Source organism: Ruegeria sp. S84, assembly GCF_056583445.1.
Genome location: NZ_CM152618.1, coordinates 2,591,940 through 2,617,118, shown reverse-complemented (window position 1 = coordinate 2,617,118; position 25,179 = coordinate 2,591,940). Strand labels below are relative to the sequence as shown.

Genomic DNA, 25,179 nt, shown 5'->3' with positions numbered 1-25,179 from the left:
CATTGGTTTCAATCCTTCAAAGGCGGAAAACGGTAGCGGCGTGCAGCCACTGTCCAATCCATATTGTTGCGTACATATTGCTGACTTGCATCGGACGGCGGGTTGTAGTCCCAAGGCTCGCTGGCACCGGCCTCCATCGCGGCATGTAATGCACGGCGCGATTTTTGCGTGGCGATTATCTTCTTTCGCAAAGCGCTGCCGTCCCACCGTTCGGCGACTTCGGCTGCAAAACGAGTTTTCGCGTCAGAGTAGCTTGGGTCCGAAGCTAAATTCTTCGTTTCCATCGGGTCAGCACTCAGGTCATAGAGCTGCGGTGGGTCGCTATCACAATGAATATATTTCAAGGGCCCGCGCCGGATCATGATCACAGGATAGCCCGTCATCTCGGCACAGTATTCTCCGATCGCCTCATCAACTGGATCATCTTCACCCCGAGCCAGAGGCATAAGGCTACGACCGTCGATCGGCTCTCCGATCATCGTCTCATCACCGCCACCGATGTCGATAAATGTCGGCAATAGATCAACCAGTGACACTGCATTTTGAGCGGCCCCAACAGCGATGCCTGGTCCGGCCATGACCAATGGAATTCGTGCTGAGTGCTCGAAGAAGTTCATTTTGTACCACAGCCCACGTTCACCCAGCATGTCGCCATGGTCGGCTGTGACAATCACAATGGTGCTGTCCAACTCGCCCGTTTCTTCGAGGGTTTGAACCAGCTCTCCGATTTTGCTGTCGAAGTAACTGACGTTTGCCAAGTAGGCATGGCGCGCGCGCAGGATTTCTTCCTCGGTCAGTGGCACATAAGACGCTTCGATCCCATCCAATAAACGTCGTGAAAAGGGGTCTTGATCCTCCAACGCGGGCACAAACGCGGGCAAGTCAATTTCATCATCCGTATACAGGTTCCACCATTCTGGTCGGGCTACATATGGATCGTGCGGGTGAATGAAGCTTGCAACCATCGCAAAAGGCGCGTCATTGCCAAGCGCTTTGTCTCGGGCCGCATCGAACAGCCAGCGTTTGGCAGCAAAACCGACCTCGTCGTCATAGTCGATCTGGAAAGTCGCGTGGGCAACGCCGCTTTCCTTGACCGTTTGCATGTTGTGATACCACTTGTCGATCCGCTCGTCCGGGGCCTCCCAATCCGGGGTCCACGCGAAATCAGCAGGATAGATGTCGGTTGTCACACGATCCTCAAATCCATGCATCTGATCCGGCCCGACAAAGTGCATCTTGCCTGCCAAACATGTACGATAGCCCAGCGATTTCAGATAATGCGCAAATGTCGGCACCGAAGCCTTGAACTCGGATGCATTGTCGTAAGCTGCGATGCGACTGATGTGCTGACCCGACATAAAGGAAAACCGTGAAGGCGCACAGAGAGGGGAATTGCAGTAAGCTGCATCGAAGCGCCTGCCGCGCGCGGCCAACGCGTCAAGATGTGGCGTCTTGGCGACCTTATGCCCGTACGCCCCTGTGAAATGCGGAGCCAATTGGTCCGCCATGACCACAAGGATGTTTGGCCGCGTCACGTGGCACCTTTAGCGTAAGCGTCCAAGACTAAGCCATGGAAGTGATGAACGGCGTGCTCGGACTTGCCGGACCCGTCCGGGTCATTGACGATCCGACCTTGGGTGAACGCAGGTGTATTCATCCCGCGCTGCACACTTTCGACAAGGCTGATATCTTCGACCTGAAGAACTTCGTCCAGATAGCGAATTGCGTCCAACTCCATCGCGTCGGGTTCCGGCGTCTCAAGGAAGAAGTCGTAAGTTTCAAGCGTCCGATCTGGCCCAACAGGTATGATGTTCAACACGATCATGCTGGACCGTCCGGGATATCGCATCAGGCAAGTGGTGGGATAGAGCCACCAAACCGCGTGAGTTTTCACCGTGGCGTTCGAGACGTCATAGGCGGTATTTGGATTGTTGCCTGCGTCAGCCATATGGCTGGAGTAGATGCCGTAGGTTGTAACCTTGTAGGTATCCATATCCACGAGGTCACAAAAATCCTTATGGGCCGTAGGGCAATGATAGCACTCAAGGAAATTGTCCACGACGTTCTTCCAATTCGACTTGATGTCGTAGGTCAGACGGTGGCCAAAAGTGAGTTGATCCACATCCGGTGCCCAATGGCGCACCTCGGCTTCCAGGTTTCCGGATTGCTCTGACAAAGAGGCAGCCGTCGGATCCAAATTGACAAAAACAAAACCGCAGAATTCTTCAACCTGCACTTCGTCGAGGCAAATCTCATCCTTGTTGAAGTCTTCGAGGTTTTCAGTATGTGGCGCACGCGCCAATTGCCCGTCAAGCTTATAGACCCAGGCGTGATAGGGGCACATAATCCGTGTGGTATTGCCTTCGCCTGATAGCAGTTCATGGGCACGGTGTTTACAGACGTTGTAAAAGGCGCGAAGCTTACCCTCTTTGTCACGCACGACCGCAATAGGCTGACCGGCAACATCCACCGTTACATATGATCCCGGCTCACGCGTCTTTTCGACATGACACACCCATTGCCAACTCTTGGAGAGAATCGAGCGAAGGTCAGCGTCAAACCACTTATCCTGTGTGTATGCCGAAGCCTGTAACGAGCTAGAACGTGATGGATCGACGTGATAGCCCAAGGAAATTGTTTCTGAACCGGTCATGCTGTCTCTCCCAGGTATCGCTAACCCTATTTAAAGTTAAATCAGAGATTGTACATAATTCGCCATCACTTCGGAATATTTCGCCGCTCAATTAATTTTCGAGAATACCCTGTTGATCAAACGAGCGCTGGATTTAACTGACAGGCAACTGCTCCGCCGTGCCAGTACCCGTTTAGCGGTCATTGGTGCGCATTGCAGCAATCGGTAAACTGGGCTCGAATTGGTCGTTCTCTGCTGTATGTGTTATTGACTGGTCGGTGCCCATATCTGACGTTTAGCATCGACTTTCCATTTCCATAAGGCGATGGAAAACGAGGCTATTTGGACCGTCTGCAAACCTCTTGGCCCTGACCACTATGTCACTCGCGGTATGACATAGTGGAACTTCAAATATCTCCCGCGATTTCATGTGAACGTCTGGGATCGTCCACCAGACAATGTGTCACAGAACTCGTTCCACCGAGCTTCGAACTGCACCGGATCGCACGCCTGTTGCGATTCTCTAGTAAAGATCGAGTGCCCTGATCTCATCCCTTTTCCTGAGGGCTTAGAAATTCTCTGTCGCCTCAAGCCTAGTGGCAGCTTCAAAGTGTTTCACTTTCGGCGAGTCGTGTTTTGCTGTCTTTTAAGACGTCGGCGACCGGGTTTCTGTCTGATTTGATTCCGGTTCCCAGTGCGTAGTCAATCACTACTCTAATCTTTTTTCGCACTCGACGCGCCATTTCATGTTTTGCTTTCCAGATTGAGTTAAGAACGGCGAAAAAAATCTGATCGCGAAATCAAGTGAACCGGCTTTTTCCCAACAACGGGTGACGTGTAGATGTTCAGTGTGTTAAACTGATGGTCAACCTGCTTGCCGTTACTGCTTTTCGGAATGATACATCCTTTGTGAACGCGAGTGGCAAGCTCATCGAATGTGATAAAGACCTTCGCTACAGCTTCCTTTTGCTCAACGGGATCGCCACTGCCTCATGCCAATCTTCGGTATTCCTCGGCTTTTGATCTTGCTTCTTCGACGCAGACCATCGACGCGGATCGCAGACCAAAGTCACTGCGCCGCTCTTGCACTACGATGCGCAATAGCCATCGTTTTGCACCTTTTGGATCTACCACTAAGTAGAGGCCGCCTCCGACTATGTGGCAGTCCAGAGCGGCTTTCTCGACCACACGCTGTGTCAGTCGACGTTCGACGTATCGACCCTTTGCATTGCAGCTTTGTCCCGAATTTCGGTTACCAGATATCCACCCCGCAATTTACACCAAATTACGGGGATCAGAACAGGGATATTGAGCGCAGAAAAAAAGTGTCTGATTTCAATGACACAACGGTGCGCTGGCGCCGTTTTAACGTTCCGAAAGTGGGTAATGGCGGAGACGAAGAGAGTTTATGCAAATCGATAAGATCTAATAAATAATGTATAACATAAACATCTTAGAAGCCCTTGGTCATTTCCACCGAAGAAGCTATGCGGGATTTAATGCGAGATAAATCAGGTAGCTAAATTCGAACACTTGGGACTAAAAAAGTAGTCGACGTTCAAACGGCATGGCTCCAACGCCAACTGACGTTAGTCATCCTTTTGGAATTTGCTTGAAGTACCTTTGCATTTATAAGCTGTGAATATGGTCCCTCTCGCGGTGCGGTCTGATCGATTGCTGTAATTCGCCCGATAAGGCTCGTATGCGCCACACAACACATCTTCGCTGCGGTTGCAGTCCTAGTTGTTCTTTAGCGGCGGCTACGCGCAGGAAGCGGACTTTGCAAACTTTTCCGGACGGACTAAATCGGAAGTACAATCCTAGTCAGATTGGCTGCAGCGCTGCCTCACCAAACCGGCCATTCGCCGCGCGCTACAGCAAGTTTGACTTAAGTGATTGGTCAGAGCCAGATACGGCGAGCCCGGGCAACGCAGGAAAATCTCGAGACGCTCGACGTCAGCGTATTTGGCTCAATAGGGGCAAATGGTAACGCGCCGTCGGCGGATGGTTTTGTCTGACCGAGTCGAAAAATACTGTTTTCAAATAGCGTTGTGAATGTCAGGGATTGGGTGCTACAGATCTGGTACAATTCCGAATAGATGATCGACGTAATCCGCGGGTGTTGCCTGCCCCGGACCAACCGGGGCAAGGGAGTATCCGTCTACTGGTTACGCCAGTTCGGGCTAAAATCAGGCAGCCGCGATCTGGCGAGCCTTTTCGACCATGACCTCCGCCTGGCGGATCGAGGCATAGTCGATCAGACGACCATCCAGCGACACTGCACCTTTGCCTGCGGTCTCGGCCTCGGCCATAGCAACAAGGATACGCTGCGCCTTGGTGACTTCGGCATCGCTGGGTGACATGACCTCGTTCGCCAGAGCGATCTGGCTGGGATGGATGGCCCATTTGCCTTCGCAGCCCAACACCGCCGCCCTTTTGGCAGCTGCCTCATAGCCTTCAGGATCCTGAAAATCACCGAACGGACCATCAATCGGACGCAGACCGTTGGCACGGGCGGCGACGACCATACGGGCGAGCGCGTAGTGCCACATGTCGCCCCAATGGATCGCGCGCGCAGCATCGCCATCCGGGTCGGTCAGAACCGAATAGTCGGGGTTCACGCCACCAATGATCGTGGTCCGCGCGCGGGTCGAGGCTGCATAGTCCGCCACACCGAAGTGCAGGCTCTCATTGCGGTTCGAGGCCGCCGCGATTTCGCTGACATTCTGCATGCCCAGAGCGGTCTCGATGATATGCTCGAACCCGATGCGTTTCTTGTAACCCATCGCGTCTTCGATCTGCGTGACCATCATATCGACGGCATAGACATCTGCTGCTGTGCCGACCTTGGGGATCATGATCAGGTCCAGCCGCTCACCGGCTTGTTCGACTACATCCACAACATCGCGATACATGTAATGCGTATCCAGCCCGTTGATGCGCACCGACATTGTCTTGCTGCCCCAGTCGATATCGTTCAGGGCTTGAATGATGTTCTTGCGGGCCTGCTCTTTTTCATCCGGGGCTACCGCGTCTTCGAGATCTAGGAAGATCACGTCCACATCCGAGTTCGCGGCTTTTTCGAACATGCCGGGCTGGCTGCCCGGCACGGCGAGTTCGCTGCGGTTCAGGCGCGCGGGGGCCTGTTCGATGGCATAAAAGCTCATGGGTTTTGCTCCTTTGAAGAAGGGTGCGTCAGATCACGCGGTCACGGGGTGGGCGACCAGCGAAGAAGTCGCCCAGATTGTCCAGCACGCGAAAGCCCATGGCTTCGCGCGATTCTTTTGTTGCGCTGCCCAGATGCGGCAGCATCACGAGGTTGTTGCATTGCAGCAGGTCGGGGCTGATGCGTGGCTCGCCGTCGAACACATCCAGCGCGGCCCCGCCGATCGTGTCGAACATCAGCGACTGCACCAAGGCATGCTCGTCCACCACCTCGCCGCGCGCGGTGTTGATCAGGAAGGCGTCGGGCTTCATCAGGTCCAGCCTGCGTCCGTTGATCAGGTGCCGGTTCGCAGCCCCGCCGGGGCAGTGCAGCGAGACAAAGTCGCAATGCGGCAGCAGATCATCCACCGTTTCGACTTGGGTCGCATCGAACTGCTTCAGCACGTCGGGCGACACGGCGCTGCGGTTCTGGACAAGAATTTTCATGCCAAACCCGTGATGAGCGCGGCGGGCCATTTCCTGACCGATGCGGCCAAAGCCGACGATGCCCAGCGTTTTACCGCTGACCTTGGTGCCGACCAAATGGGTCGGACGCCAGCCGGTCCAGCCGCCAGCGCGCAGCTCGCGCTCGCCCTCACCGGCGCGACGGGCGACCATCAGAAGCAGGGTCATGGCCAGATCGGCGGTGCATTCAGACAGAACATCGGGCGTGTTGGTGACCGTCATACCCAGATCACGGGCCGCCGGTTCACAGATATGACTGTACCCGACGCCGTAATTGGCCAGAATCTTGGTTTGTGCGGTTGGTACGTCCAGCGCCTCGGCGCTCAGTGTATCTGTCACTGTCGGCAGAACCGCGTCGTATGTCTTCAACGCGTCGCGGAGTTCAGCCGGAGACATCGGATTGTCCCCGGTATTCAGCACGGCGTTGTAGTTTTCGGCCAGTTGCGCCTCGACGGCGGCAGGCCAGCGACGGGTGACAAGGACCGAAGGTTTGACCATCACGCAGCCTTTCCCATGACACGGGCGATAGTCTCGCCGATCACCGCGGGGTTTTCAGCAACCGTCACACCAGCCGCCGACAGGATTTCCACCTTCTCGCTGGCACTTTCGCCAAAGGCCGAGATGATCGCGCCAGCATGGCCCATGGTCCGGCCCTTGGGCGCGGTCAGACCCGCGACATAGGCCACAACAGGTTTGGTGACGTGGTCACGGATGTATTCTGCAGCCTCGGCTTCCTGAGGGCCGCCGATCTCGCCGATCATGGCTATGACCTCGGTGTCTTCGTCCTGTTCGAACCGCTCAAGGATATCGCGGAAGGACGAGCCGTTGATCGGATCACCGCCGATGCCGACGCTGGTCGAGACACCGATGCCCCGCTCTTTCAACTGCGCTGCGGCCTCGTAACCCAGCGTGCCCGAACGTCCGATGATCCCCACAGTGCCCGGCAGGTAGATATGGCCCGGCATGATGCCCAGAAGCGCCTTACCGGGGCTGATGGTACCGGCACAGTTCGGACCGGTCAGCACCATGCGCTTGTCCTTAGGATAGCGGTACATGTAGCGTTTTACGCGGATCATGTCCTGCGCGGGGATACCGTCGGTGATGCAGACGCAATAGCGAATACCGGCATCTGCGGCCTCCATGATCGAATCCGCCGCAAACGGCGGAGGCACGAAGACAAGGCTAGCCTCGGCACCAGTGGCCTCAACCGCCTGTTTGACGGTGTCGAATACGGGTACGCCTTCGACGGTCTCTCCGCCTTTGCCGGGAACAACGCCGCCAACGACGTTGGTGCCATATTGTACCATATCCTTGGTATGCAGGCGCGCCATGCGTCCGGTGATGCCCTGAACGATAACGCGGGTGTCGCGGTCCAGAAGAATGCTCATTACACAGCCCTCATCTTGGTGTTTTGGGACAGATCGTTGCGCCATGCACCCACAGCGCGTTCAGCGGCTTCCATAAGGGTTGTCGCGCGGATGATTGGCAGGCCCGATTTGGCCAGGATTTTCTGACCTTCCTCGACATTGGTGCCCGCCAGACGCACGATGACCGGCAGGTCGATTTCCAACTCGCGCAGCGCCTGTACTACGCCCTCGGCCACCCAGTCACAGCGGTTGATGCCTGCGAAGATATTGACCAGCACCGCCTGAACGTTGTCATCGGACAGTACCAGTCGGAACGCCTTGGCCACCCGCTCGGGCGAGGCACCGCCACCGATGTCCAGAAAGTTCGCAGGTTCACCGCCAGCCAGCTTGATGGTGTCCATCGTGGCCATGGCCAAACCGGCACCGTTCACGATACAGCCGATATTGCCGTCCAGTCCGACATAAGACAGTCCGCGATCCGCCGCGCGGCTTTCGCGCGGGTCTTCCTGACTTTTGTCGCGCAATTCAGCAACCTGCGGATGGCGAAACAGAGCATTGTCGTCAAAGCTCATCTTCGCGTCCAATGCCAGCACACGGTCGTCACCAGTGATGACCAGCGGGTTGATCTCGACCATAGTCGCGTCCAGCTCGCTGAACGCAGCATAGCAACCCTGCAGGGTACGGACCATGTGCTGAATTAGGCGAGGTTCCAGCCCCAGATTAAACGCTATTTCGCGGGCCTGAAACTCCTGCAATCCAACGGCAGGTTCAACGATTGAGCGGACGATACTGTCGGGGCGCTCAGATGAGATTTCTTCGATCTCCATCCCACCTTCCGAAGAGGCCACGATCATCACCCGCTGACTGGACCGATCCAGCACAAAGCCCAGATAAATCTCGCGATCAATCGGTACGGCGGCCTCCACATAGACGCGGTAAATGCCTTTGCCCTCGGGGCCGGTCTGGTGCGTCACCAGCTTGCGGCCAAACATCTCGTCACAAGCCTCGTATATTTCGCTTTCCGAGTTGCACAGCTTTACACCACCGGCCTTTCCACGCCCGCCGGCATGGACTTGCGCCTTAATGACCCACTTGTCACCACCCAACTCACGCGCGCGATATGCCGCTTGCTCGGGGCTGTAGGCCAAAGCCCCCGAAGGGACCTCGACGCCGAAATTCGAAAGAAGTTCTTTCGCCTGATATTCATGGATATCCATCTGCATTCCCTCCCGTTATGCAGCGATAGATGTGCCGTAGCGACTTTCCAAAAGTGCTTCGATGGCTTCGAAATCAACTGAGCCGCCCATCTCGCGGATGGCCTGGGCGAACAGCCTGACGATGCGACTGACCGATTGGTGGGTTAGCTGGTTCAGGATGCCGATACGGACTTGAACCGGGGCGCTGAGCGTGGGCCAGATGCCAAAGCCACGGGCGCGGCAGTTCTGTACCAACTCCATCTCACGACCCGCCAGCTCTGCGGGCAGGTTCAGCACCACAAGGCTGGGCATGTCCGATGTGACCTGGCAACCCATCGCGGTGACGGCGTCGCGCAGGACGGCCTCATGCGTGCGATAGGAATGCGCACGTTTGGCCAATCCCTCCTGCAGAGTCAGGCGTAGCGATTCATGGAAGGCGGCGACCGCATAGCCCGAATGGGTACGGTGATAGGTGCCCTTTTCCACGTTTTGCCCGTCAACGATGCCCCAGTGGCGTGCTTCGAAAATCGGGTTGTGGACGTATGTATAGGCGCCGGAGGTCTTCAGCGCGTCGATATAGGCGTCGGTGAAGCTGACCGGCGCATAGGTCAGCGGTAGGCAGCACAGCCCTTTTTGCGGGCACGAGGCCCATCCCGCGACACCCGGATAGTCATCGATGCGGAAATCCGCGATACCCAACGACGATACGGCATCGATCAAACCCATCACATCGTGGCGTTCACAGGCATCCGAGAAGCCACGCAGGTCGTTGACCCGACCTGACCCGGTTTCCCAATGCGCCATGAAGGCCCACTTCGGTTTGTGCGTGGCCAACACCTCTTCGACCATCTCGCCTGTGACGGGCTGGCCGTGGGGAATTTCAATAACGGCGACACTCGCGGCTTGTGGGTCCAGAGGGTTGGTCGCGTGCTCTTCCGGTGTTGCAGCCTTGATCCGCAGAGTCATCGCATCGATGCCCGAGAAGGTGCCATTGGTGAATGCCACAACCTTGTCACCCGGCATCACCGCCGAGAACATGGTGTCCAGCCCACTCCATCCGGTGCCAGCAACCGCGAAGGTATGGGTGTTGGCGGTGCCCCAGATCTGACGCAGCATGTGCTTGCATTCGATCATGCCACGCAGCACGTCGCTCTGCATGTGGTCGGCAACGCCGGCGCTGGCAAACGCCTGCAAAACACGTGCGTCGGTGTTTCCCGGTCCTGGGCCAGCGGCCAGCGTCTCGGGGATGTCGAGCGTTGGATAGGTCTGAAACGTCATGTGCTCCTCCTGAGCGTCGGGTGTGTTCGATACCGCCGATCGCCTTGACCCAGAGGAAAACTGAAACTTGCGCCGGGGCGCAACGTAACTTACTACAGCTTTAGCATATCTTGTTAGGTGGGTATTAACCTACCCATTTAGGTAAATATGCCAATGTATACTGAAAGCATCCCCACTAAAATGGGTAGGTTTAGTTAAAATCAGACAGGAAAACAATGTTCGACACATCTCAACGCCCCATTGATGTCATGCTGGCCAACAACAACCCTTTGGTGCTGTCGGCCATGTCCGAGATCTTCGAGCGCGACCCGCGATTCTCTCTGGTGGCCACTTCAGCGACCGCCGAGGGATTTCTGGGCACAGTCATGCGGGTGCCGGTTCAGGTGGGGATCGTGTCCTGGGAACTTCCTGCTTTGGGCGCGGCAAAACTGATTGAGGTTCTGCGCGAACAGACCAACGCGCCACGCTTTGTGGTCTATGGGGACGAGGCTGGGGATGTACCGCGTCAGGCTATGCAGGCCGGGGCCGCAGGGTTCGCGCCGCGTTCGGGCGAGGTCGAAGGCTTGCTGGAAACCTGTGTCGATGTCGCTAAGGGCAAAATGGTATTTCCCTATATCGACGTGCGCAAAATGCATCAGAACCCTTTGCAGACTCTGTCGCGCAAGGAACTCGCTATCCTTGAGGCACTGGCGCAGGGCATGTCTAACAAGGAATTGTCGAAAGAGCTGCAGATTTCGACCAACACGGTAAAGTTCCATCTGTCGAACATATACGACAAGCTGTCGATCAAGAACCGCGCGCAGGCGATTGCCTTCTATTACGCTTCAAAACTGGACAACGTAAACTCGTGAACTGCGAAGCTCAGATAGTCGGAGATTTCTAGAAAGAAGCGTCCGCAGGTTTTGTGATACTGGCGACATTCTCGCGCGTTAGGGCTGCAGCCTGCAGAAATACCAAATAGCCATTGCAATACCCGTTGAAACCAAGATAACCCGCGAAACAGATTCCCGTCTGCAACCCCCTCTTGATTGAGGCGGCGATCTCGTGCTCAGGCTGCTGTCGGCGGTTATACCGCGTTGAGTTCTCAAATCCATGATTGTGATACCCCGCACCTTCGGCTCTTAGGATTAGAGCAGTCAGGATGTGAAGCTGAGTCCCGGCTGAGAGATGTGCATATTCGTTGGTGCTAGCGGGATCGGTGTCGGGATGTTGACATGGGCTGTTGCGGAACCCGTCGCGCACTTCAAGAACAACCCATCGGTTATTCAGGGCGTGACAACGGCCCTTGACGCGGACAATGTGCGCACGGCTTATGTCTGGTCCTATCTGCATTGGGGTCTGGGCGCTTGGGCGTGCTATGCGATTGCCGGCCTTGCGCTGGCGTTTTTCAGCTATCGCCGCGGGCTTCCCCTAACGATCCGCTCGTCTCTGACGCCATTATTCGGCAAGGCTCTGTCAGGTATTCTTCGGGCTCTTCATCAGCCCCGGTGATCTGAAGTATGGGGCGCCCGGTCACGAGCTTGAATTCCGCCGCCCACTGTTTGACGACCGCTTTTCGCGGGGCGATCACGATGACCCGATCGATCAGATCCGCATTGAGCAAACGCTGTGCGATGACCGAGGCGCAGATGGTCTTGCCCGCGCCCGGCGCCGCGTTGATCAAAAAATGCCGATCTTCGCCGGCCTGGAGCCAGTCCATTGCTTTGTTGGCGCAGGCAGCCTGCCACGGTCTGAGATTAATCGTCGTCATTGCTTGCGCCTTTCTTCAGATTGCAGGTGGCGCAAGCCGGGGCCGATGATGCGAATTTGGAGGCTGCCGAATGACAGACGAAAACACATCTGCGGTCGGCTACATGAACCCGCCCGAACATACCCGCTTCAAAAAGGGTAAGTCGGGCAATCCCCGTGGTCGCCCGCGCAAGCGGGAAGACCTGAACACAGTTCTGAACCGAGTCCTCAATCGCAAGGTGCGGGTCAAAGAAAACGACCAGAAATTGCCGATCCGGGATGCACTGATGTGGAAGCTGCGCGATCTGGCACTGAACGGTGACAAGCAAGCAATGGCTCTGCAGCGACGCATCATCGACGAGTCAGGTATCGCCGATCCCAATGCCTATTCGCCGGAGGAAGAGAAAAAGAAGATCCTCCGCGCCGTCAAGCGGATCGCCGAACACAGGAAGCAGAAAGAAAAAGACAATGAGTAACGACAAGAAAGTAGGCTACGCCAACCCTCCTGAGTCCACGCGGTGGCAGAAGGGTCAATCCGGGAATCCTAAGGGTCGGCCGAAGACGAAGTCCGAATTCATGATGGACGCTGCACAGATTCTGACCCAGCCCGTCGACGCCCGCGCGCCAGACGGCACGACTGTTCGTTTGGACGGTATTGAAGCCGCCTATCTTGCGCTCTGCCGCAAAGGTCTCAAAGGGCACAAACCGTCACTGCTTGAAGCGATCCGGATCATGTTGGAAGTAGGCCCAGCCGTGCAAGCGAAAGAGGAAGAGCAGAAAAACAAGCGGCAGGAATTGGTGGAACGGCTGGAGCGCATGGGCGTGAAAATTCCAGAAGACTCCAAATTGCGCGGTTAGCGCAAATCCGTACTGGACTTCAGCGCGGACACGAGCGTCACTGCTCCCACGCCCGGTTGGACCCCGGGCGCATCTCGGTACCAGGGCCGGCATCCCGCAGGCCCGGAAAACCGAGGAACAAGAATGTCCAAGTCCAAATCAACCCCTTCGCGCGTGAGCAAGACTGCAATCCTGCGTAAATTGCGGAGCCGCAAGGCCGGCACAGATCTTGCCGCCCTTCAGTCCGCAACCGGCTGGCAGCCCCATTCGGTCCGGGCGGCGCTGAGCGGGCTCAGGAAGGCGGGGTATCGCATCGACCGCGCGGAACCCACCAAGCCCGGCACTGGCGCCATCTACCGCATCACCAACGGCCCGGAGAGCTCTCCGTGGCCGAGATCGAAACCGTGGACCGGGCGGCGCTGATCGCCGCCTGGAAAGAGGTCTTCGGCACCCCTGCCCCGAAACTCCTCAGCAGTCCCTTCCTGCGCCGGTTCCTGGCCGTCGAAGTGCAGACCCACGAGCGTGGCGGGTTGCCAAAAGACTTTGTCACAAGGCTCGCCAAGGCTGCACGGGACATTCCGTCTGCCACAAGCCCCGCGCTCAAACCCGGCGGCCGTCTGATCCGCGAATGGATTGGCGCGACCCATGTGGTCGATGTCGTCGAGGGCGGCTTTCTCTGGAAAGGTCAGCGCTATGCGTCGCTGTCGCCGATCGCCTGCGCCATCACCGGGGCCCGATGGTCCGGGCCCCGCTTCTTCGGTCTGAAGCGGGCGGGTTGACCGTGAGCAAGCCGCGAATCCGATGCGCCATCTACACGCGTAAATCCTCCGACGAGGGGCTCGACCAGGACTTCAATTCGCTCGATGCCCAGCACGAGGCGTGTGCCGCATACATCGCCAGCCAGCGGCACGAAGGCTGGGTTGCGGGCAAGTCCCGATATGACGATGGCGGCATCTCCGGTGGCACGCTCGACCGGCCCGGCCTTCAGCGCCTGCTGGCAGACATCGACGCGGGGCTCGTTCAGATGGTTGTAGTCTACAAGATTGATCGTCTGACCCGATCCCTTGCCGACTTTGCCAAGCTGGTCGAGCGCTTCGATGCCGCCGGTTGTTCCTTTGTCTCGGTTACCCAAGCCTTCAACACCGCCTCGTCGATGGGCTGGCTGACGCTCAACGTTCTGTTGTCCTTTGCCCAATTTGAGCGTGAGGTGACGGCCGAGCGGATCCGGGACAAGATCGCGGCCTCCAAGAAGAAGGGTCTTTGGATGGGCGGCGTGCCGCCGCTCGGATACGATCCGCATGCCGATCCCAAGATCCGCGGCCTCGTCATCAACGCAGACGAAGCTGAAACAGTGCGGACGATCTTCGCCCTCTACGAGGACCTCGGCTGCCTGAATGCTGTCATGCGTCGCGCCAATGAGTTGGGCCTGCGCTCCAAGCTGCACCGTTTCAAGTCCGGGCGGGTCCAGGGCGGTAATACACTCTCGCGCGGCCAGATCTATGCGGCTCTGCGCAACCCGATCTACATCGGAAAGATCCGCCACAAGACCAAAGTCTGGGATGGACAGCATGAGCCGATCGTAAGCGAGGCGGTTTGGGAACGGGTCCAGGAAAAACTGGAGACTGCCAGTGCGCGCCCGCGGAGTCGAAAGACCGCTGCCAAGCAACTCAGTACCAGGCCCACTGCACCGCTCACCGGGAAACTCCGTGATGAAACCGGAGATCGACTGACCCCGACGCACACCCATCGTCATGGACGGCAGATCCGGTACTACGTCTCAAACCGGCTGATTTCTGGGGGGACGGAGCCGCGAGGCTGGCGATTGCCTGCAAACGCCCTGGAGCATGCTGTGGCGAACGCCATTGCAGGGCGCATCAGCAAGCTCGCCCAGGACCATCGGATTTGCACACGACCAGATCTGCAACGTGACGGCGCCATACTGGCAAAAGCGCGTCGACTCGCCAGTCGGCTCTCAGAGGGTACACCCGATCTTCTGCAGAAGATTTTGGACGATGAGCAGATCACGAAAAACGGCATTGTCTTGCGACTTAATACGGATTGCCTAGCCAAGGCGTTGGAAATGCAGCCCAATGAGATGGACGGTGCAGTTCGGACGATCGAGGCTCCCTTCGAACTTCGGCGACGCGGTGTCGAAGGAAAGATCGTCATCGGCGACCGCGAGCCTCAACCAGATCGTACGCTCCTTCGCGCTCTTTCCCGCGCGCATGTCTGGGCAGCCGAATTGCGCGACGGCAGGCTCCTTAGAGAGATCGCCGTGGCGACGGGGCATGCAGAATCCTACATTCGCACCCGATCGCAGCTGGCGTTCCTGTCGCCCGCGATCCAGAGCGCAATCCTCGAGGGGCGCTAGCCGACGAACCTGACCCTCGAACGGTTCATCCGAAAACCACTGCCACTGGACTGGGATGCCCAGGCCCGATTGTTCGGCTTCAAAGGCGGTCAGAGACTTCCCTGATCTGGATGTGGCGTTCCCTGTTCCTCCTAAGAATTTCCCTGATAATCGCGAAAATGTTCCCTGTTATTTTGCGCAGGGAAATCTTGTGCAACGCACTGATAACACGTGATGATTCAGAAGCCAAAATCAGCCAAAAGGCCCAAATCTGAAGTATTTCCCTATTAATTCCCTGTTAGCAGGGAATTTTGGCCCTAACCGAAGCGCATGATGGTGCCTCCAGAGAAGTTACGAGGAAATCGCGCCAGCTTATGGGATCATGGTCGTCTCTCTGGCAGATGGCATAGCCCAAGCGCCCGGGAAAACGGGAGAAAACAGGGAAAGAAGGACTGCGCAGGCAGAGATAGGGGTGGGTGGCGGAGACGAAGGGATTCGAACCCTCGAGACGGTTTCCCGCCTACTCCCTTAGCAGGGGAGCGCCTTCGACCACTCGGCCACGTCTCCGCTGGCCGGTATATCCTTGCCTGTCATCCAGATACAAGGCGATTTTCTATGTCTGGAAAATTTTTCTGAATACCGATGATCAAACCCACAAGAAGGAGCGCTGGGGCTACCGGAAGAAGGGTGCGAAACCCCCGAAATGCTGAAAAACATGCAAAACCTTGCCAACTCCACCTGTTCTGGCGCATATTTGTCTAGTTTTAAGGCTCTAATAACTATTCAGATTTAGCTTTCTGAGGCGACAGATATCGGGCGTGGGGTGTTTGGCACCCTGGTAGGTACCTTTTGGGGGAAGGGGACTTGGGTTTGGCCTGGTTGAAATTGTTTTGTGTTTTCTTGGTTCTAGCGACGCTGCCTGCGTCGGCCATCGCATCAATCGGAAAAGTGCTCAGTGCTAAACCGGGCGCGGATATTATCCGGGCCGGTAAAAAGATACGCTTGCGTGAAGGGATGGATGTTGTTTCAGGCGATACTATTTCGACCGACAGATCAGGCGTGGTTCAATTGGTGTTCGTAGATGAAACCAAGATCGCGGTTGGTCCGAACGCGCGGATGATCCTGGATGTCTCGATGCTGCGAGGCAATCGGAAGGCAAAAAACTTCACCGTGCAGGCGCTGGGCGGCAGTTTCCGTTTCATTTCGGGCAAAAGCAGAAAGCGCGCTTATTCGATCAAAACGCCCGATGCCACCATGGCCGTGCGGGGAACGACATTTGACATGTGGATTACATCCGGCAGCCAAAGCGCGATGCTGGTTATCGAGGGCACCGTTCAGATGTGCGGCCGACGCGGGTCGTGCCGGTCTGCAAGCCGACAGTGCAGTCTCTTTGCGACCGGTTCGGGCGGTCAGGTGGGGCGCCCGATAGATCAGGAGCAGTATGACAAAGCGCTAAAAGGTGGTTTTCCCTTCATACGCTCGCAAACGCAACTGCTGCCACCGTTTCGGGTGAGTGCCGAAGGGTGTTCGGGCAGACAGGCTCAGGCCCCAAAGATTGAATCTGAAAGGCCAGAGCGGCGCGAAGCACGGCGGCAAACGGAACAAGGTCGTTCTGAGGTGTCGGCGGCCCGCGAAAGCGGGCGATCCGAAGCGCCAGACCGGGCCTCAGCCAGCGCCGAAGGGCGTTCCGGGACATCAGCGCGCGCAGGTGTAAGCGCCTCGGGTGAAACGAGAACATCCGTAAACGCATCCAGTGGAGATAGCGGTGGATCGGGTGTCAGGGCAACGGCGACGGCAGGTAACGCTTCAGCGATAGCTGGTTGGTAGCATCAGGTTACATATATTTTCATGTTCCCCTGCGCCTGGAAGGTGAACGTGGTGGGTAAGATAAGAGACAAAATTGGGCATCGATTAGTATTCAGGCTTGTGGGCTTGGCGCTGATCCTGATGGGCTGCTTCATTAGGGTCGCGGATCCGTATCCCGTTCAAATGTCCAGATTGATTTACTTCGATATCCTGCAGCGGATTTCACCACGGGCCTACAACCCGGATCTGCCGGTCCGCGTGGTGGATATTGATGAAAGGTCTCTGGCAGAATGGGGCCAATGGCCTTGGCCTCGTACCCTGTTGGGTCAGATGGTCGAACGATTGGGCGAATACGGTGCCGCTGCGATTGCCTTTGATATGCTGTTTGCCGAGCCCGACCGATACTCTCCGATGCGACTGTTGCAAGACCCGACCTTGTCCGGACTATTGCAGGTGGATCAGGCCGCGATCGATCTGGACAATGACGTCAGATTTGGGGACGAAGTTGCGAAATGGCCAGTGGTTCTGGGTGTGGCAGCCCGGCAAACCGATAGCGGTTCGGCCATTGTACCGAAGGCGGGGTTAGTCGAAATCGGAGAGAACCCCGCAGCTGGCCTTGTCAGCGTTGCTCACTGGACCTCTCTGGCGCCGCCATTGGGGGAAGAAGCGGCCGGGATCGGGGGTGTTAATGTTTCGCCCCAAGGAAGTTTGGGTGTGGTGCGACGGGTCCCTGTGCTTTGGTCCGGGCCCAACGGTGTATTACCTGCGCTTGGGGTTGAAGCCCTGCGGGTGGCCATGGGCGAATCCGTTTATTTTGCCGAAGGATCGCAGGACGAGATCGGCATCATGCTTGAGGTTGGTCTGGGTGATTTTGTGCTGCCGACCACCGAGAATGGCGAGATCTGGGTGCGTTACAGGCGGGACAATCCTGGCCTCTATCTGTCGGCCGATGATGTCATGCGCAGCGGTAGTGATCCAACGCTTCAGTCAGAGATAGAAGGACGGATCATTCTGGTCGGCACCTCTGCGGCGGGCCTGTTCGATATGCGCGAAACGGCTCTGGGTGAATCTGTTCCCGGTGTTTCGATCCACGCCCAGATTATCGAACAGATCATCCTTGGCGATGTGCTGAGCAGATCGGATGTTACCTCAGCGCTTGAGTTGTTGGCGTTCGTGATCCTGGGCGTCGTTGTCACAGTGGTCATGTCCAACTATGGGGCGGTCGCTTCTTTTGCTGCAGGCGGAGTGGCCGCATCGGCCGTGATTGCCATCAGTTGGTTGGCGTTCCAGAACCAGTCGGTTCTGTTTGATGCGACCTTCCCTTTGGCCGGAGGTATGGCCAATTTCGGGCTTCTGGCCGGGTACCTCTTTGTTTCGACCGAGCGGGAGAAGCGGGTGATCCGCCAGACTTTCTCGCATTATGTCGCACCGGAAATCCTCGATGAGATGGAGGCCAACGGGCATCAACTGCAATTGGGAGGTGAATCTCAGGAGATCACGGTGATGTTTTCGGACATTCGGGGCTTCACGCCATTGTCCGAGTCTGTATCAGCCACCGATCTGGTGGCCTTGCTGAATGCGCTGTTCTCAGAGATCGGGGATCAGATTCTGGTCGAGCGTGGAACGATCGACAAATTTATCGGCGATGCGGTTATGGCTTTTTGGAATGCACCGCTGCCCGTGGATGATCACCCGTGCCGCGCTGCTTTGGCCGCGCTGAAGATGCGCGGCGCGTTAGATAAGTTCAACACTTTGCCCATCATGCGCGGGCGTCCTCCCATCGCTCTGGCGACTGGCTGCGCAACCGGAATCGCCTGCGTAGGCAATATCGGCTCGCGGCGCCGGTTCAATTATACAGTAATCGGAGATGTGGTGAATGTGGCAGCGCGGATCGAACAAAACTGCCGACATGTGGATTATGATATTCTGGTCTCAGACTCTATTCGCCGTGTCACCAATTCTGATCTTGCGCTGCTAGAGGCGGGCTTCGTGGATTTGAAAGGCAAAAGCGAGCCAGAGCCTGTTTATGTACTGGTCGGAGATCGAGAAGTTGCAGGCAGTGCATCGTTTCAAAAGCTGCAGACCGCACACATAGGTCTACTAGAGGCGATACGCGCACGGGAATCACAGACCGTAGTCGCTGGGTTGTGCAAGGAATGTGCCAAGCATGCGATGGCGGTTGAGCCAGGTTTGGCATCATTCTATCGCGCGCTACCGGGGCGCATGGCGGATTTCCGATCAGAGGTGCTTCATGCGCGGCCGGTGTTTAGTCATCATCATGGTCTGCGCGAAGGTGCAGAGTAAGTACTTCGCCATATGCTTTGGAAAAGAGAACGGGGCGCTGTTGAAAATCAACTGCGCCCCGCCGGAAGTATCAATCTCGCCCCCTCGAATACCATCTAAAACAATACGGGCTAAAACTTTCGATATATTCGAGATCGACCTTCTGTCCCCATATTTAACGAATTCGGCAGGGTAGACAGTGAAGAAGTTCACATTACCCTGAAATTGTTTAAATTTTTTCTTAGCGCCAGTCGAAAAACCCTGGTCCGGCTTGTATCAGCAGAGAGGCGGCCATTGTCTGACCCAGTTTTGCGCCGTCTTCGAGCGCCCCGGTGGCCTCTTCGCTGATCGCCTCGGAACCGTCCGGGCGCAGAACTTCTCCACGCAGATGCAGTTGGCCATCTTGGACTTGTGCCAGACCGGCGATCGGTGTTTCGCATGAGCCATCCAGCCCGGCCAGCAGGCTGCGTTCAGCCGCAAGGCGTTGGCTTGTTTCGACATGATGAATCGCCGCCAGCATCTCGGCGGTGCGGTTATCGTCGCTGCGCCGTTCAATGCCGATGGTGCCCTGCGCAATGGCAGGTAGCATGTCATCAGGTGATATGGCAGTCGCGGGGACGTCTTTCATATCCAAGCGGCGCAATCCGGCCATGGCCAAAAAGGTACAATCGGCCACGCCATCGGCCAGCTTCTTCAGGCGAGTCTGAACATTGCCGCGAAACTCGACCACATTCAGATCGGGCCGCCGGTTCAGCAACTGTGCCCGACGGCGCAGCGAAGACGTCCCGACAACCGCGCCTTCGGGCAAGTCGTGAATCGAACTCAGCGTCGGAGAGATAAAGGCATCGCGCACGTCTTCACGCGGCAGAAAAGTATCCAGCACCAGCCCATCAGGCTGTTCGACCGGCATGTCCTTGGTCGAATGCACGGCGACATCAATCTCGCCCTTCAGCATCGCCTCTTCGATTTCCTTGGTGAACAGACCCTTGTTGCCAATCTCTTTCAGCGGTCGGTCCGCATCGATCATCGCGCGGTTGTCGCCGGTGGTCTTGATTACCACGATCTCAAACGCGTCCTCAGGCAGGTCGAAAGCGGCGCCAAGTCTCTGACGGGTTTCATAGGCCTGCGCCAGCGCCAGCGGAGATCCACGGGTGCCGATTTTCAGAGGCGATGCGGGGGTAGGCAATATCAGACTCATGTGCACAGCTTTAGTCGCGTCACATTGCCCTGACAATGGGGGCAGCGCTTGACAAATTGCCACTGAGGGCCGACGCGTTGCACCAAACCGGAACACTGGGGGCACGAATGGCCGAGACAAAGAAATTGCTACGGGCGCTGGCGGGGGAAGTGCAGGATGTGCCGCCGATCTGGATGATGCGACAGGCCGGGAGGTATTTGCCTGAATATCGTGCAACGCGCGCGCAGGCCGGAGATTTCCTGTCTCTTTGCTATAACCCCGAGCTTGCCGCCGAAGTCACGCTTCAGCCCATTCGCCGCTACGGCTTTGATGCCGCGATCCTGTTTGCTGATATCCTGCTTGTGCCGCAGGCGCTGGGTGCAGATTTGTGGTTTGTCACCGGCGAAGGTCCTCGCCTTTCGACTATTACACGGGAGTCGGAGTTTGATACGCTGAAGCCGGTTGATGCAATTCATGAGACGCTCTCTCCGGTGTATGAAACCGTGCGTATTCTTTCGCGTGAGCTTCCTTCTGAGACAACTCTGATCGGATTTGCAGGCGCGCCCTGGACAGTGGCGACCTACATGATCGCCGGACGGGGCACCCCGGATCAGGGGCCAGCCCATGCGCTGCGCGAAGAAAACACTGCGCTGTTCGAGGCGCTGTTGGATCGGATCACGGCCGCGACAATTGAATACCTGTCTGCCCAAATCGAGGCAGGGGCCGAGGTTGTCAAAATATTTGATAGTTGGGCGGGATCATTGAAGGGCGAAGCGTTTCAGAAATACGCCGTAGAACCCTGTCGCGTGATTACTGCCGCCATAAAAGCCCGCCATCCGGGCATTCCCGTGATAGGTTTCCCACGCGAAGCGGATCAGGGTTACATCGGTTTCGCCAAGGCCACCGGTGTGGATTGTGTCGCGCTGGACAATTCTGTGTCGCCCGAATGGGCTGCTGCGAATGTGCAAGTCGATGGGTGTGTGCAGGGCAATTTGGCTTCATCGCATATGGTGACAGGCGGGCAAGCGCTTGTCGATGAGACGCGGCGGATTGTCGAAGCCTTCTCAAAAGGACCGCATATCTTCAATTTGGGTCATGGTATTACGCCAGATGCGGACCCTGAGAACGTTCAATTGATGATCGATACGGTGCGCGGGCGGTAAGCCTGGCGAGGGGGCCAGCCCCCTCTTGGCCTGCGGCCAATTCACCCCCGAGGTATTTTTAGCCAGATGAAGCGGGAGGAAGTTCGTTCAAAATCTCATTTGTATGCTCTCCGCGTTTGGGGCTGGGCCGCGGTTGCCAGTTGTAGGTTGAGAATCTAGGAGCGGCTGCGGCTTGACGTGTTTCGTCGTGGTCGACCCATGTTTGGCGAGCCGAATTCATGGGGTGATCTCGTGCTTCTTGTGGACTTAGGACCGGCGCAACGCAGGCGTCTGTCCCCTGGAATAGCGCCGCCCATTCGTCGCGCGGTTTTCTGGCAAAGATTTCGCTCAACCGTTCCGTCAGGTTGGGCCAAGCGGTCTGGTCGTATTGCTGAGCGAACTCCGCATCATCGCTGAGCCCGAGGATGTCCAGGAAGTGAGCATAGAATTTTGGCTCCAGACATTGAACTGAGATGAAGCCGCCATCTGCGCAGGCGTAGGTTCGGCTCCAATGCGGTCCGTCAAGCAGGCTTTGACCCCGGGTGTCGGACAGGTTGCCGGTTTGGCGCAGACTCATCAGCAAATTCATCATGTGTGCCGAGCCATCGTAGATGGCGGCGTCCACCACAGTGCCTTTGCCTGTGCTCCGGGCATTCAGAAGCCCGGCGAGCAGACCTGCAACCAGATACATCGCACCACCGCCGATATCCCCGACTAGCGTTGCGGGCGTCAAAGGCGGTTGGCCGGGCGGCGACGCGTAAGATAAAGCCCCTGAAAGGGCGATATAGTTGAGATCATGGCCCACTGTCTCAGAAAGTGGGCTATGCTGCCCCCAGCCTGTCATTCGGCCATAGACCAGCTTTGGGTTCAGGTGATGACAGTCTTCCGGCCCCAGCCCCAGCTTTTCCATCACGCCGGGGCGAAAACCCTCGATCAGCGCATCAGCCGTTGCGATCAGCCGTTTTGCAACGCTAAGGTCCTGCGGGTCTTTGAGGTCCAGCGCAATTGATCGTTTGCCGCGATCCAGCAGCGAACGTTCAGGCATACCCGGAGTGACGGCGGACCCTTTGCGATGGATGGTGATGACATCGGCGCCCATATCCGCCAGCAGCATGGCCGCGAAGGGGGCTGGGCCCAGCCCTTCGATTTCGATGATGCGTATGCCGTGCAGCATGTCTTCCTCCTGCGGCGCAGGGTTTCTGTTGGGCGGAACGAATGCAAGCGAAGAATCCCGATCCAGTGCCTTAGTTTGTGCAAACTGGTTGCCTGCATCGATGTTTCAGGGCTAGGTCTTTATGGTCTGCCGTAGGATTAAAAAGAGGTTGAGAGATGCAGTTAAGCGATACCCGTGAAATTCAGGCGCCGCCTGCCGCCGTTTACGCTGCGTTGCTGGACCCTGAAGTATTAAAAGCCTGCATCAGCGGCGCGCAGGAGATTACCGGTGATCCAACCGAGGGGTATAATGCGACCGTGGTGCAAAAGGTTGGCCCTGTGAAGGCGACTTTCAAAGGCACAGTGACCATGTCCGACATGATTGAGCCCGAACGCCTGACCATCGCAGGTGAGGGCAAGGGGGGCGCTGCAGGCTTTGCCAAGGGAAGCGCTGATGTAACCTTCGCGCCCAGCGAGGCTGGTGGCACCCTTCTGACCTACGAGGTCGAGGCTAAGGTGGGTGGCAAACTGGCTCAGCTGGGCAGCCGCCTGATTGATGGGTTTGCCAAGAAGATGGCCGATCAGTTTTTCGCCAATCTTCAAGAATATTTCGAAGGTCCGCCACCGCAAGAAGACGCAGCCGAAGAAGAGACCAAGTCAGGCTGGCTAGGTCGCCTGACGGGACGAGACTGAACCCTGCGCACACGCGCATGGCACTGTGCGGAATTGGACTGTTCCACGATGGTCCGTCGCTATAGGTTGCGGGGTCAGAACGAGGGTACGCATGACGACCATATTGTCGATCCGGGATTTGCGGAAGTCTTATGCCGATGGGTTTGAGGCGCTGAAAGGTGTGTCTCTGGACATTGAAGAAGGTGAGATTCTAGCGCTGTTGGGCCCCAATGGGGCGGGTAAAACAACGCTGATCTCGACTGTGTGCGGTATTACAACACCGTCTTCGGGCTCGGTCACAGTTGGCGGCTATGACATCCAGACCGAGTATCGCGCAGCCCGCAAGATGATTGGGCTGGTGCCGCAGGAAATCGCGCTGGAACCGTTCGAGAAGGTCTGGAACACTGTCCGCTTTTCGCGCGGGCTGTTCGGTCATAGCGGAGACAACGCCAGGATCGAGGAAATCCTGCGCAAGCTGTCCCTATGGGACAAACGCCGTAACGCAATCAAGGAACTATCCGGAGGCATGAAGCGACGTGTGCTGATCGCGAAAGCCTTGGCGCATGAGCCAAGGGTGCTGTTTCTGGATGAACCCACCGCCGGCGTAGATGTCGAGCTACGTAAGGACATGTGGGAGATCGTGGCCGAATTGAAGCAGGCTGGTGTCACCATCATCCTGACCACTCACTACATCGAGGAAGCCGAGGCAATCGCCGACCGTGTGGGTGTCATCGACAAGGGTGAGCTTTTGCTCGTGCAGGACAAAGACACATTGATGGCGCAGATGGGCAAAAAGCAGATTGAGGTCATGTTGACCGAGCCTATTTTATCGGTTCCCGACGTTCTGTCCGATCATCAACTGACGCTCAACGGTGCAGGCGATGCGCTGATCTATACTTACGACACCAATGCCGAGCGCACGGGCATCACCACTCTTCTCAATGATGTTGCACAGGCCGGTCTAGTGCTGCGTGATGTGCAGACGCGGCAATCGAGCCTTGAAGAGATTTTCGTCAACCTCGTGTCCGGAGAACCCGCATGAACTGGTCCGCTATTACTGCCATCTACCGGTTTGAAATGGCCCGGTTCTTTCGCACACTGGCGCAGAGTTTTTTGTCTCCGGTCCTGTCGACCTCGCTTTATTTCGTGGTGTTTGGCACTGCCATCGGCAGTCGCATTCAAGAGATCGAAGGCGTGTCCTATGGGGCCTTCATTGTGCCGGGTCTGATCATGTTGTCCGTAGTGATGCTATCAATCTCGAACGCGTCCTTTGGCATCTACTTCCCCAAATTCTTGGGTACGATTTATGAGTTACTTTCAGCCCCCATCAATTTCATCGAGATTGTGATTGGCTATGTGGGCGCGGCCGCAACTAAGGCACTGTTTGTAGGTCTTGTCATTCTGGCCACTGCGACGTTCTTTGTGGACATTCGCATTGAACACCCGTTTGCCATGGCGGCTTTCCTGATCCTGTCCTGCCTCAGCTTTTCCTTGCTGGGTTTCATCGTGGGTATCTGGGCGGGTAATTTTGAACAGATGTCGCTTGTCCCCCAGCTTGTTGTGACGCCCCTGATTTTTCTGGGTGGGACGTTTTACTCGATCTCGATGCTACCTCCGCTTTGGCAGACGATCACTCTGTTCAACCCTGTGGTTTATCTGATTTCCGGGTTCCGCTGGTCATTCTATGGTATCGCAGATGTCCCGATATTTTGGAGCCTTCTGGCCATACTGGCCTTCACCGGGGTATGCCTCGCGATCATTGGCTGGATCTTCAAAACCGGTTGGCGCATCCGCAGCTAGGGCGTTGCATTTTTGCCCATCAGGTGTGTGAAATTGGTTCACGTCGCGTTTATGGCGCTTCGGGTCTCTTGTTTACGGCTCCGGCGCGCT

24 protein-coding genes, 1 tRNA gene and 1 pseudogene are annotated in these 25,179 nt (G+C 56.8%); 13 read left to right on the top strand and 13 right to left on the bottom strand.

What is annotated here, in order from left to right:
* Positions 1–8: 8 nt before the first annotated feature.
* From betC to AC1DFB_RS13120, 9 genes are all read right to left on the bottom strand, one after another.
* Positions 9–1,535, bottom strand: coding sequence for a choline-sulfatase (gene betC / locus AC1DFB_RS13160; RefSeq protein WP_480886243.1), 1,527 nt, complete (start codon positions 1,533–1,535; stop codon positions 9–11).
* A complete protein-coding gene (locus AC1DFB_RS13155; RefSeq protein WP_170513307.1) occupies positions 1,532–2,653 on the bottom strand; it encodes a ring-hydroxylating oxygenase subunit alpha in 1,122 nt (373 codons plus the stop codon). Before AC1DFB_RS13155 ends, betC begins: the two co-directional genes overlap by 4 nt.
* Positions 2,654–3,237: 584 nt before the next feature.
* Positions 3,238–3,375 (bottom strand): hypothetical protein, encoded by a 138-nt coding sequence (locus AC1DFB_RS13150; protein ID WP_480921412.1) that lies wholly within the window; start codon positions 3,373–3,375, stop codon positions 3,238–3,240.
* A gap of 247 nt (positions 3,376–3,622) precedes the next feature.
* Complete coding sequence (locus AC1DFB_RS13145) at positions 3,623–3,820, bottom strand: Arm DNA-binding domain-containing protein (RefSeq protein ID WP_170408426.1); 198 nt, start codon at positions 3,818–3,820, stop codon at positions 3,623–3,625.
* A gap of 1,001 nt (positions 3,821–4,821) precedes the next feature.
* Positions 4,822–5,799: an HpcH/HpaI aldolase/citrate lyase family protein gene (locus tag AC1DFB_RS13140; RefSeq protein WP_480921411.1), complete on the bottom strand. Its 978-nt coding sequence runs from the start codon at positions 5,797–5,799 to the stop codon at positions 4,822–4,824.
* A gap of 28 nt (positions 5,800–5,827) precedes the next feature.
* Positions 5,828–6,799 carry a 2-hydroxyacid dehydrogenase gene (locus tag AC1DFB_RS13135; RefSeq protein WP_480922616.1) on the bottom strand — a complete coding sequence of 324 codons (972 nt, stop codon included), beginning with the start codon at positions 6,797–6,799 and terminating at the stop codon, positions 5,828–5,830.
* Positions 6,799–7,689, bottom strand: coding sequence for a succinate--CoA ligase subunit alpha (sucD, locus tag AC1DFB_RS13130; protein WP_170424786.1), 891 nt, complete (start codon positions 7,687–7,689; stop codon positions 6,799–6,801). The genes AC1DFB_RS13135 and sucD overlap by 1 nt, the downstream gene beginning before the upstream one ends.
* Positions 7,689–8,885 carry a malate--CoA ligase subunit beta gene (locus AC1DFB_RS13125; protein WP_170396612.1) on the bottom strand — a complete coding sequence of 399 codons (1,197 nt, stop codon included), beginning with the start codon at positions 8,883–8,885 and terminating at the stop codon, positions 7,689–7,691. Before AC1DFB_RS13125 ends, sucD begins: the two co-directional genes overlap by 1 nt.
* Positions 8,886–8,900: 15 nt before the next feature.
* Positions 8,901–10,142, bottom strand: coding sequence for a pyridoxal-phosphate-dependent aminotransferase family protein (locus AC1DFB_RS13120; protein WP_480921410.1), 1,242 nt, complete (start codon positions 10,140–10,142; stop codon positions 8,901–8,903).
* 215 nt (positions 10,143–10,357) lie between these two features.
* Between AC1DFB_RS13120 and AC1DFB_RS13115 the strand changes: the two genes are divergently transcribed.
* On the top strand, positions 10,358–10,993 hold the full coding sequence (locus AC1DFB_RS13115; RefSeq protein WP_480761832.1) for a LuxR C-terminal-related transcriptional regulator: 636 nt from the start codon (positions 10,358–10,360) through the stop codon (positions 10,991–10,993).
* A gap of 337 nt (positions 10,994–11,330) precedes the next feature.
* Positions 11,331–11,609: pseudogene (locus AC1DFB_RS13110) on the top strand (BCCT family transporter); the annotation flags it as partial.
* Here AC1DFB_RS13110 and AC1DFB_RS13105 read toward each other — a convergent pair.
* Complete coding sequence (locus tag AC1DFB_RS13105; protein ID WP_480922615.1) at positions 11,530–11,841, bottom strand: DEAD/DEAH box helicase family protein; 312 nt, start codon at positions 11,839–11,841, stop codon at positions 11,530–11,532. The pseudogene AC1DFB_RS13110 and the gene AC1DFB_RS13105 sit on opposite strands and share 80 nt — an antisense overlap.
* Positions 11,842–11,962: 121 nt before the next feature.
* On the opposite strand from AC1DFB_RS13105, the gene AC1DFB_RS13100 reads away from it, so the two are divergent.
* From AC1DFB_RS13100 to AC1DFB_RS13080, 5 genes are all read left to right on the top strand, one after another.
* Entirely contained in the window at positions 11,963–12,346 is a 384-nt protein-coding gene (locus AC1DFB_RS13100; protein ID WP_170408422.1) for a DUF5681 domain-containing protein, read from the top strand.
* The gene (locus AC1DFB_RS13095) at positions 12,252–12,728 is read left to right on the top strand and encodes a DUF5681 domain-containing protein (RefSeq protein WP_480761829.1); all 477 of its coding nucleotides are present in this window, start codon (positions 12,252–12,254) and stop codon (positions 12,726–12,728) included. The genes AC1DFB_RS13100 and AC1DFB_RS13095 overlap by 95 nt, the downstream gene beginning before the upstream one ends.
* A 123-nt stretch (positions 12,729–12,851) precedes the next feature.
* Positions 12,852–13,130 carry a DUF3489 domain-containing protein gene (locus tag AC1DFB_RS13090; protein ID WP_170408420.1) on the top strand — a complete coding sequence of 93 codons (279 nt, stop codon included), beginning with the start codon at positions 12,852–12,854 and terminating at the stop codon, positions 13,128–13,130.
* Entirely contained in the window at positions 13,094–13,486 is a 393-nt protein-coding gene (locus AC1DFB_RS13085; protein WP_480921409.1) for a DUF2924 domain-containing protein, read from the top strand. The genes AC1DFB_RS13090 and AC1DFB_RS13085 overlap by 37 nt, the downstream gene beginning before the upstream one ends.
* A gap of 2 nt (positions 13,487–13,488) precedes the next feature.
* Entirely contained in the window at positions 13,489–15,078 is a 1,590-nt protein-coding gene (locus AC1DFB_RS13080) for a recombinase family protein (RefSeq protein WP_480761827.1), read from the top strand.
* A 456-nt stretch (positions 15,079–15,534) separates the two neighbouring features.
* On the opposite strand, the gene AC1DFB_RS13075 is transcribed toward AC1DFB_RS13080, so the two are convergent.
* A tRNA-Ser gene (locus AC1DFB_RS13075) sits at positions 15,535–15,624 on the bottom strand.
* 303 nt (positions 15,625–15,927) lie between these two features.
* On the opposite strand from AC1DFB_RS13075, the gene AC1DFB_RS13070 reads away from it, so the two are divergent.
* Together AC1DFB_RS13070 and AC1DFB_RS13065 are read left to right on the top strand one after the other, a co-directional pair.
* Entirely contained in the window at positions 15,928–16,884 is a 957-nt protein-coding gene (locus tag AC1DFB_RS13070) for a FecR family protein (protein ID WP_480587352.1), read from the top strand.
* A 162-nt stretch (positions 16,885–17,046) separates the two neighbouring features.
* A complete protein-coding gene (locus AC1DFB_RS13065; RefSeq protein WP_480921408.1) occupies positions 17,047–19,167 on the top strand; it encodes a CHASE2 domain-containing protein in 2,121 nt (706 codons plus the stop codon).
* Positions 19,168–19,387: 220 nt separating this feature from the next.
* Here AC1DFB_RS13065 and hemC read toward each other — a convergent pair whose 3' ends face one another.
* On the bottom strand, positions 19,388–20,344 hold the full coding sequence (gene hemC / locus AC1DFB_RS13060) for a hydroxymethylbilane synthase (protein WP_480921407.1): 957 nt from the start codon (positions 20,342–20,344) through the stop codon (positions 19,388–19,390).
* Between the two features lie 107 nt (positions 20,345–20,451).
* On the opposite strand from hemC, the gene hemE reads away from it, so the two are divergent.
* Complete coding sequence (hemE, locus tag AC1DFB_RS13055) at positions 20,452–21,486, top strand: uroporphyrinogen decarboxylase (protein WP_170802314.1); 1,035 nt, start codon at positions 20,452–20,454, stop codon at positions 21,484–21,486.
* A gap of 58 nt (positions 21,487–21,544) precedes the next feature.
* Here the strand turns inward: hemE and AC1DFB_RS13050 are convergent, their stop codons facing one another.
* Positions 21,545–22,639 carry a CaiB/BaiF CoA transferase family protein gene (locus AC1DFB_RS13050; protein ID WP_480921406.1) on the bottom strand — a complete coding sequence of 365 codons (1,095 nt, stop codon included), beginning with the start codon at positions 22,637–22,639 and terminating at the stop codon, positions 21,545–21,547.
* Between the two features lie 155 nt (positions 22,640–22,794).
* Between AC1DFB_RS13050 and AC1DFB_RS13045 the strand changes: the two genes are divergently transcribed.
* The 3 genes from AC1DFB_RS13045 (at position 22,795) to AC1DFB_RS13035 (ending at position 25,089) form a co-directional block, all read left to right on the top strand.
* A complete protein-coding gene (locus tag AC1DFB_RS13045; RefSeq protein ID WP_170395597.1) occupies positions 22,795–23,310 on the top strand; it encodes an SRPBCC family protein in 516 nt (171 codons plus the stop codon).
* A gap of 91 nt (positions 23,311–23,401) precedes the next feature.
* On the top strand, positions 23,402–24,331 hold the full coding sequence (locus tag AC1DFB_RS13040) for an ABC transporter ATP-binding protein (RefSeq protein ID WP_480761818.1): 930 nt from the start codon (positions 23,402–23,404) through the stop codon (positions 24,329–24,331).
* The gene (locus AC1DFB_RS13035) at positions 24,328–25,089 is read left to right on the top strand and encodes an ABC transporter permease (RefSeq protein WP_170626214.1); all 762 of its coding nucleotides are present in this window, start codon (positions 24,328–24,330) and stop codon (positions 25,087–25,089) included. The genes AC1DFB_RS13040 and AC1DFB_RS13035 overlap by 4 nt, the downstream gene beginning before the upstream one ends.
* Positions 25,090–25,179 lie beyond the last annotated feature (90 nt).

What these genes read in the sequence shown, in the direction of transcription:
- AC1DFB_RS13065 (WP_480921408.1), top strand. Translation starts at nt 17,047, where the DNA reads ATGTCCAGATTGATTTACTTCGATATCCTGCAGCGGATTTCACCACGG.
- AC1DFB_RS13095 (WP_480761829.1), top strand. Translation starts at nt 12,252, where the DNA reads ATGCCTATTCGCCGGAGGAAGAGAAAAAGAAGATCCTCCGCGCCGTCA.
- AC1DFB_RS13105 (WP_480922615.1), bottom strand. Translation starts at nt 11,841, where the DNA reads ATGGACTGGCTCCAGGCCGGCGAAGATCGGCATTTTTTGATCAACGCG.
- hemC (WP_480921407.1), bottom strand. Translation starts at nt 20,344, where the DNA reads ATGAGTCTGATATTGCCTACCCCCGCATCGCCTCTGAAAATCGGCACC.
- AC1DFB_RS13090 (WP_170408420.1), top strand. Translation starts at nt 12,852, where the DNA reads ATGTCCAAGTCCAAATCAACCCCTTCGCGCGTGAGCAAGACTGCAATC.
- AC1DFB_RS13155 (WP_170513307.1), bottom strand. Translation starts at nt 2,653, where the DNA reads ATGACCGGTTCAGAAACAATTTCCTTGGGCTATCACGTCGATCCATCA.
- AC1DFB_RS13100 (WP_170408422.1), top strand. Translation starts at nt 11,963, where the DNA reads ATGACAGACGAAAACACATCTGCGGTCGGCTACATGAACCCGCCCGAA.
- AC1DFB_RS13045 (WP_170395597.1), top strand. Translation starts at nt 22,795, where the DNA reads ATGCAGTTAAGCGATACCCGTGAAATTCAGGCGCCGCCTGCCGCCGTT.
- AC1DFB_RS13115 (WP_480761832.1), top strand. Translation starts at nt 10,358, where the DNA reads ATGTTCGACACATCTCAACGCCCCATTGATGTCATGCTGGCCAACAAC.
- AC1DFB_RS13135 (WP_480922616.1), bottom strand. Translation starts at nt 6,799, where the DNA reads ATGGTCAAACCTTCGGTCCTTGTCACCCGTCGCTGGCCTGCCGCCGTC.
- AC1DFB_RS13040 (WP_480761818.1), top strand. Translation starts at nt 23,402, where the DNA reads ATGACGACCATATTGTCGATCCGGGATTTGCGGAAGTCTTATGCCGAT.
- sucD (WP_170424786.1), bottom strand. Translation starts at nt 7,689, where the DNA reads ATGAGCATTCTTCTGGACCGCGACACCCGCGTTATCGTTCAGGGCATC.
- AC1DFB_RS13050 (WP_480921406.1), bottom strand. Translation starts at nt 22,639, where the DNA reads ATGCTGCACGGCATACGCATCATCGAAATCGAAGGGCTGGGCCCAGCC.
- AC1DFB_RS13150 (WP_480921412.1), bottom strand. Translation starts at nt 3,375, where the DNA reads ATGGCGCGTCGAGTGCGAAAAAAGATTAGAGTAGTGATTGACTACGCA.
- hemE (WP_170802314.1), top strand. Translation starts at nt 20,452, where the DNA reads ATGGCCGAGACAAAGAAATTGCTACGGGCGCTGGCGGGGGAAGTGCAG.
- AC1DFB_RS13125 (WP_170396612.1), bottom strand. Translation starts at nt 8,885, where the DNA reads ATGGATATCCATGAATATCAGGCGAAAGAACTTCTTTCGAATTTCGGC.
- AC1DFB_RS13140 (WP_480921411.1), bottom strand. Translation starts at nt 5,799, where the DNA reads ATGAGCTTTTATGCCATCGAACAGGCCCCCGCGCGCCTGAACCGCAGC.
- AC1DFB_RS13120 (WP_480921410.1), bottom strand. Translation starts at nt 10,142, where the DNA reads ATGACGTTTCAGACCTATCCAACGCTCGACATCCCCGAGACGCTGGCC.
- AC1DFB_RS13035 (WP_170626214.1), top strand. Translation starts at nt 24,328, where the DNA reads ATGAACTGGTCCGCTATTACTGCCATCTACCGGTTTGAAATGGCCCGG.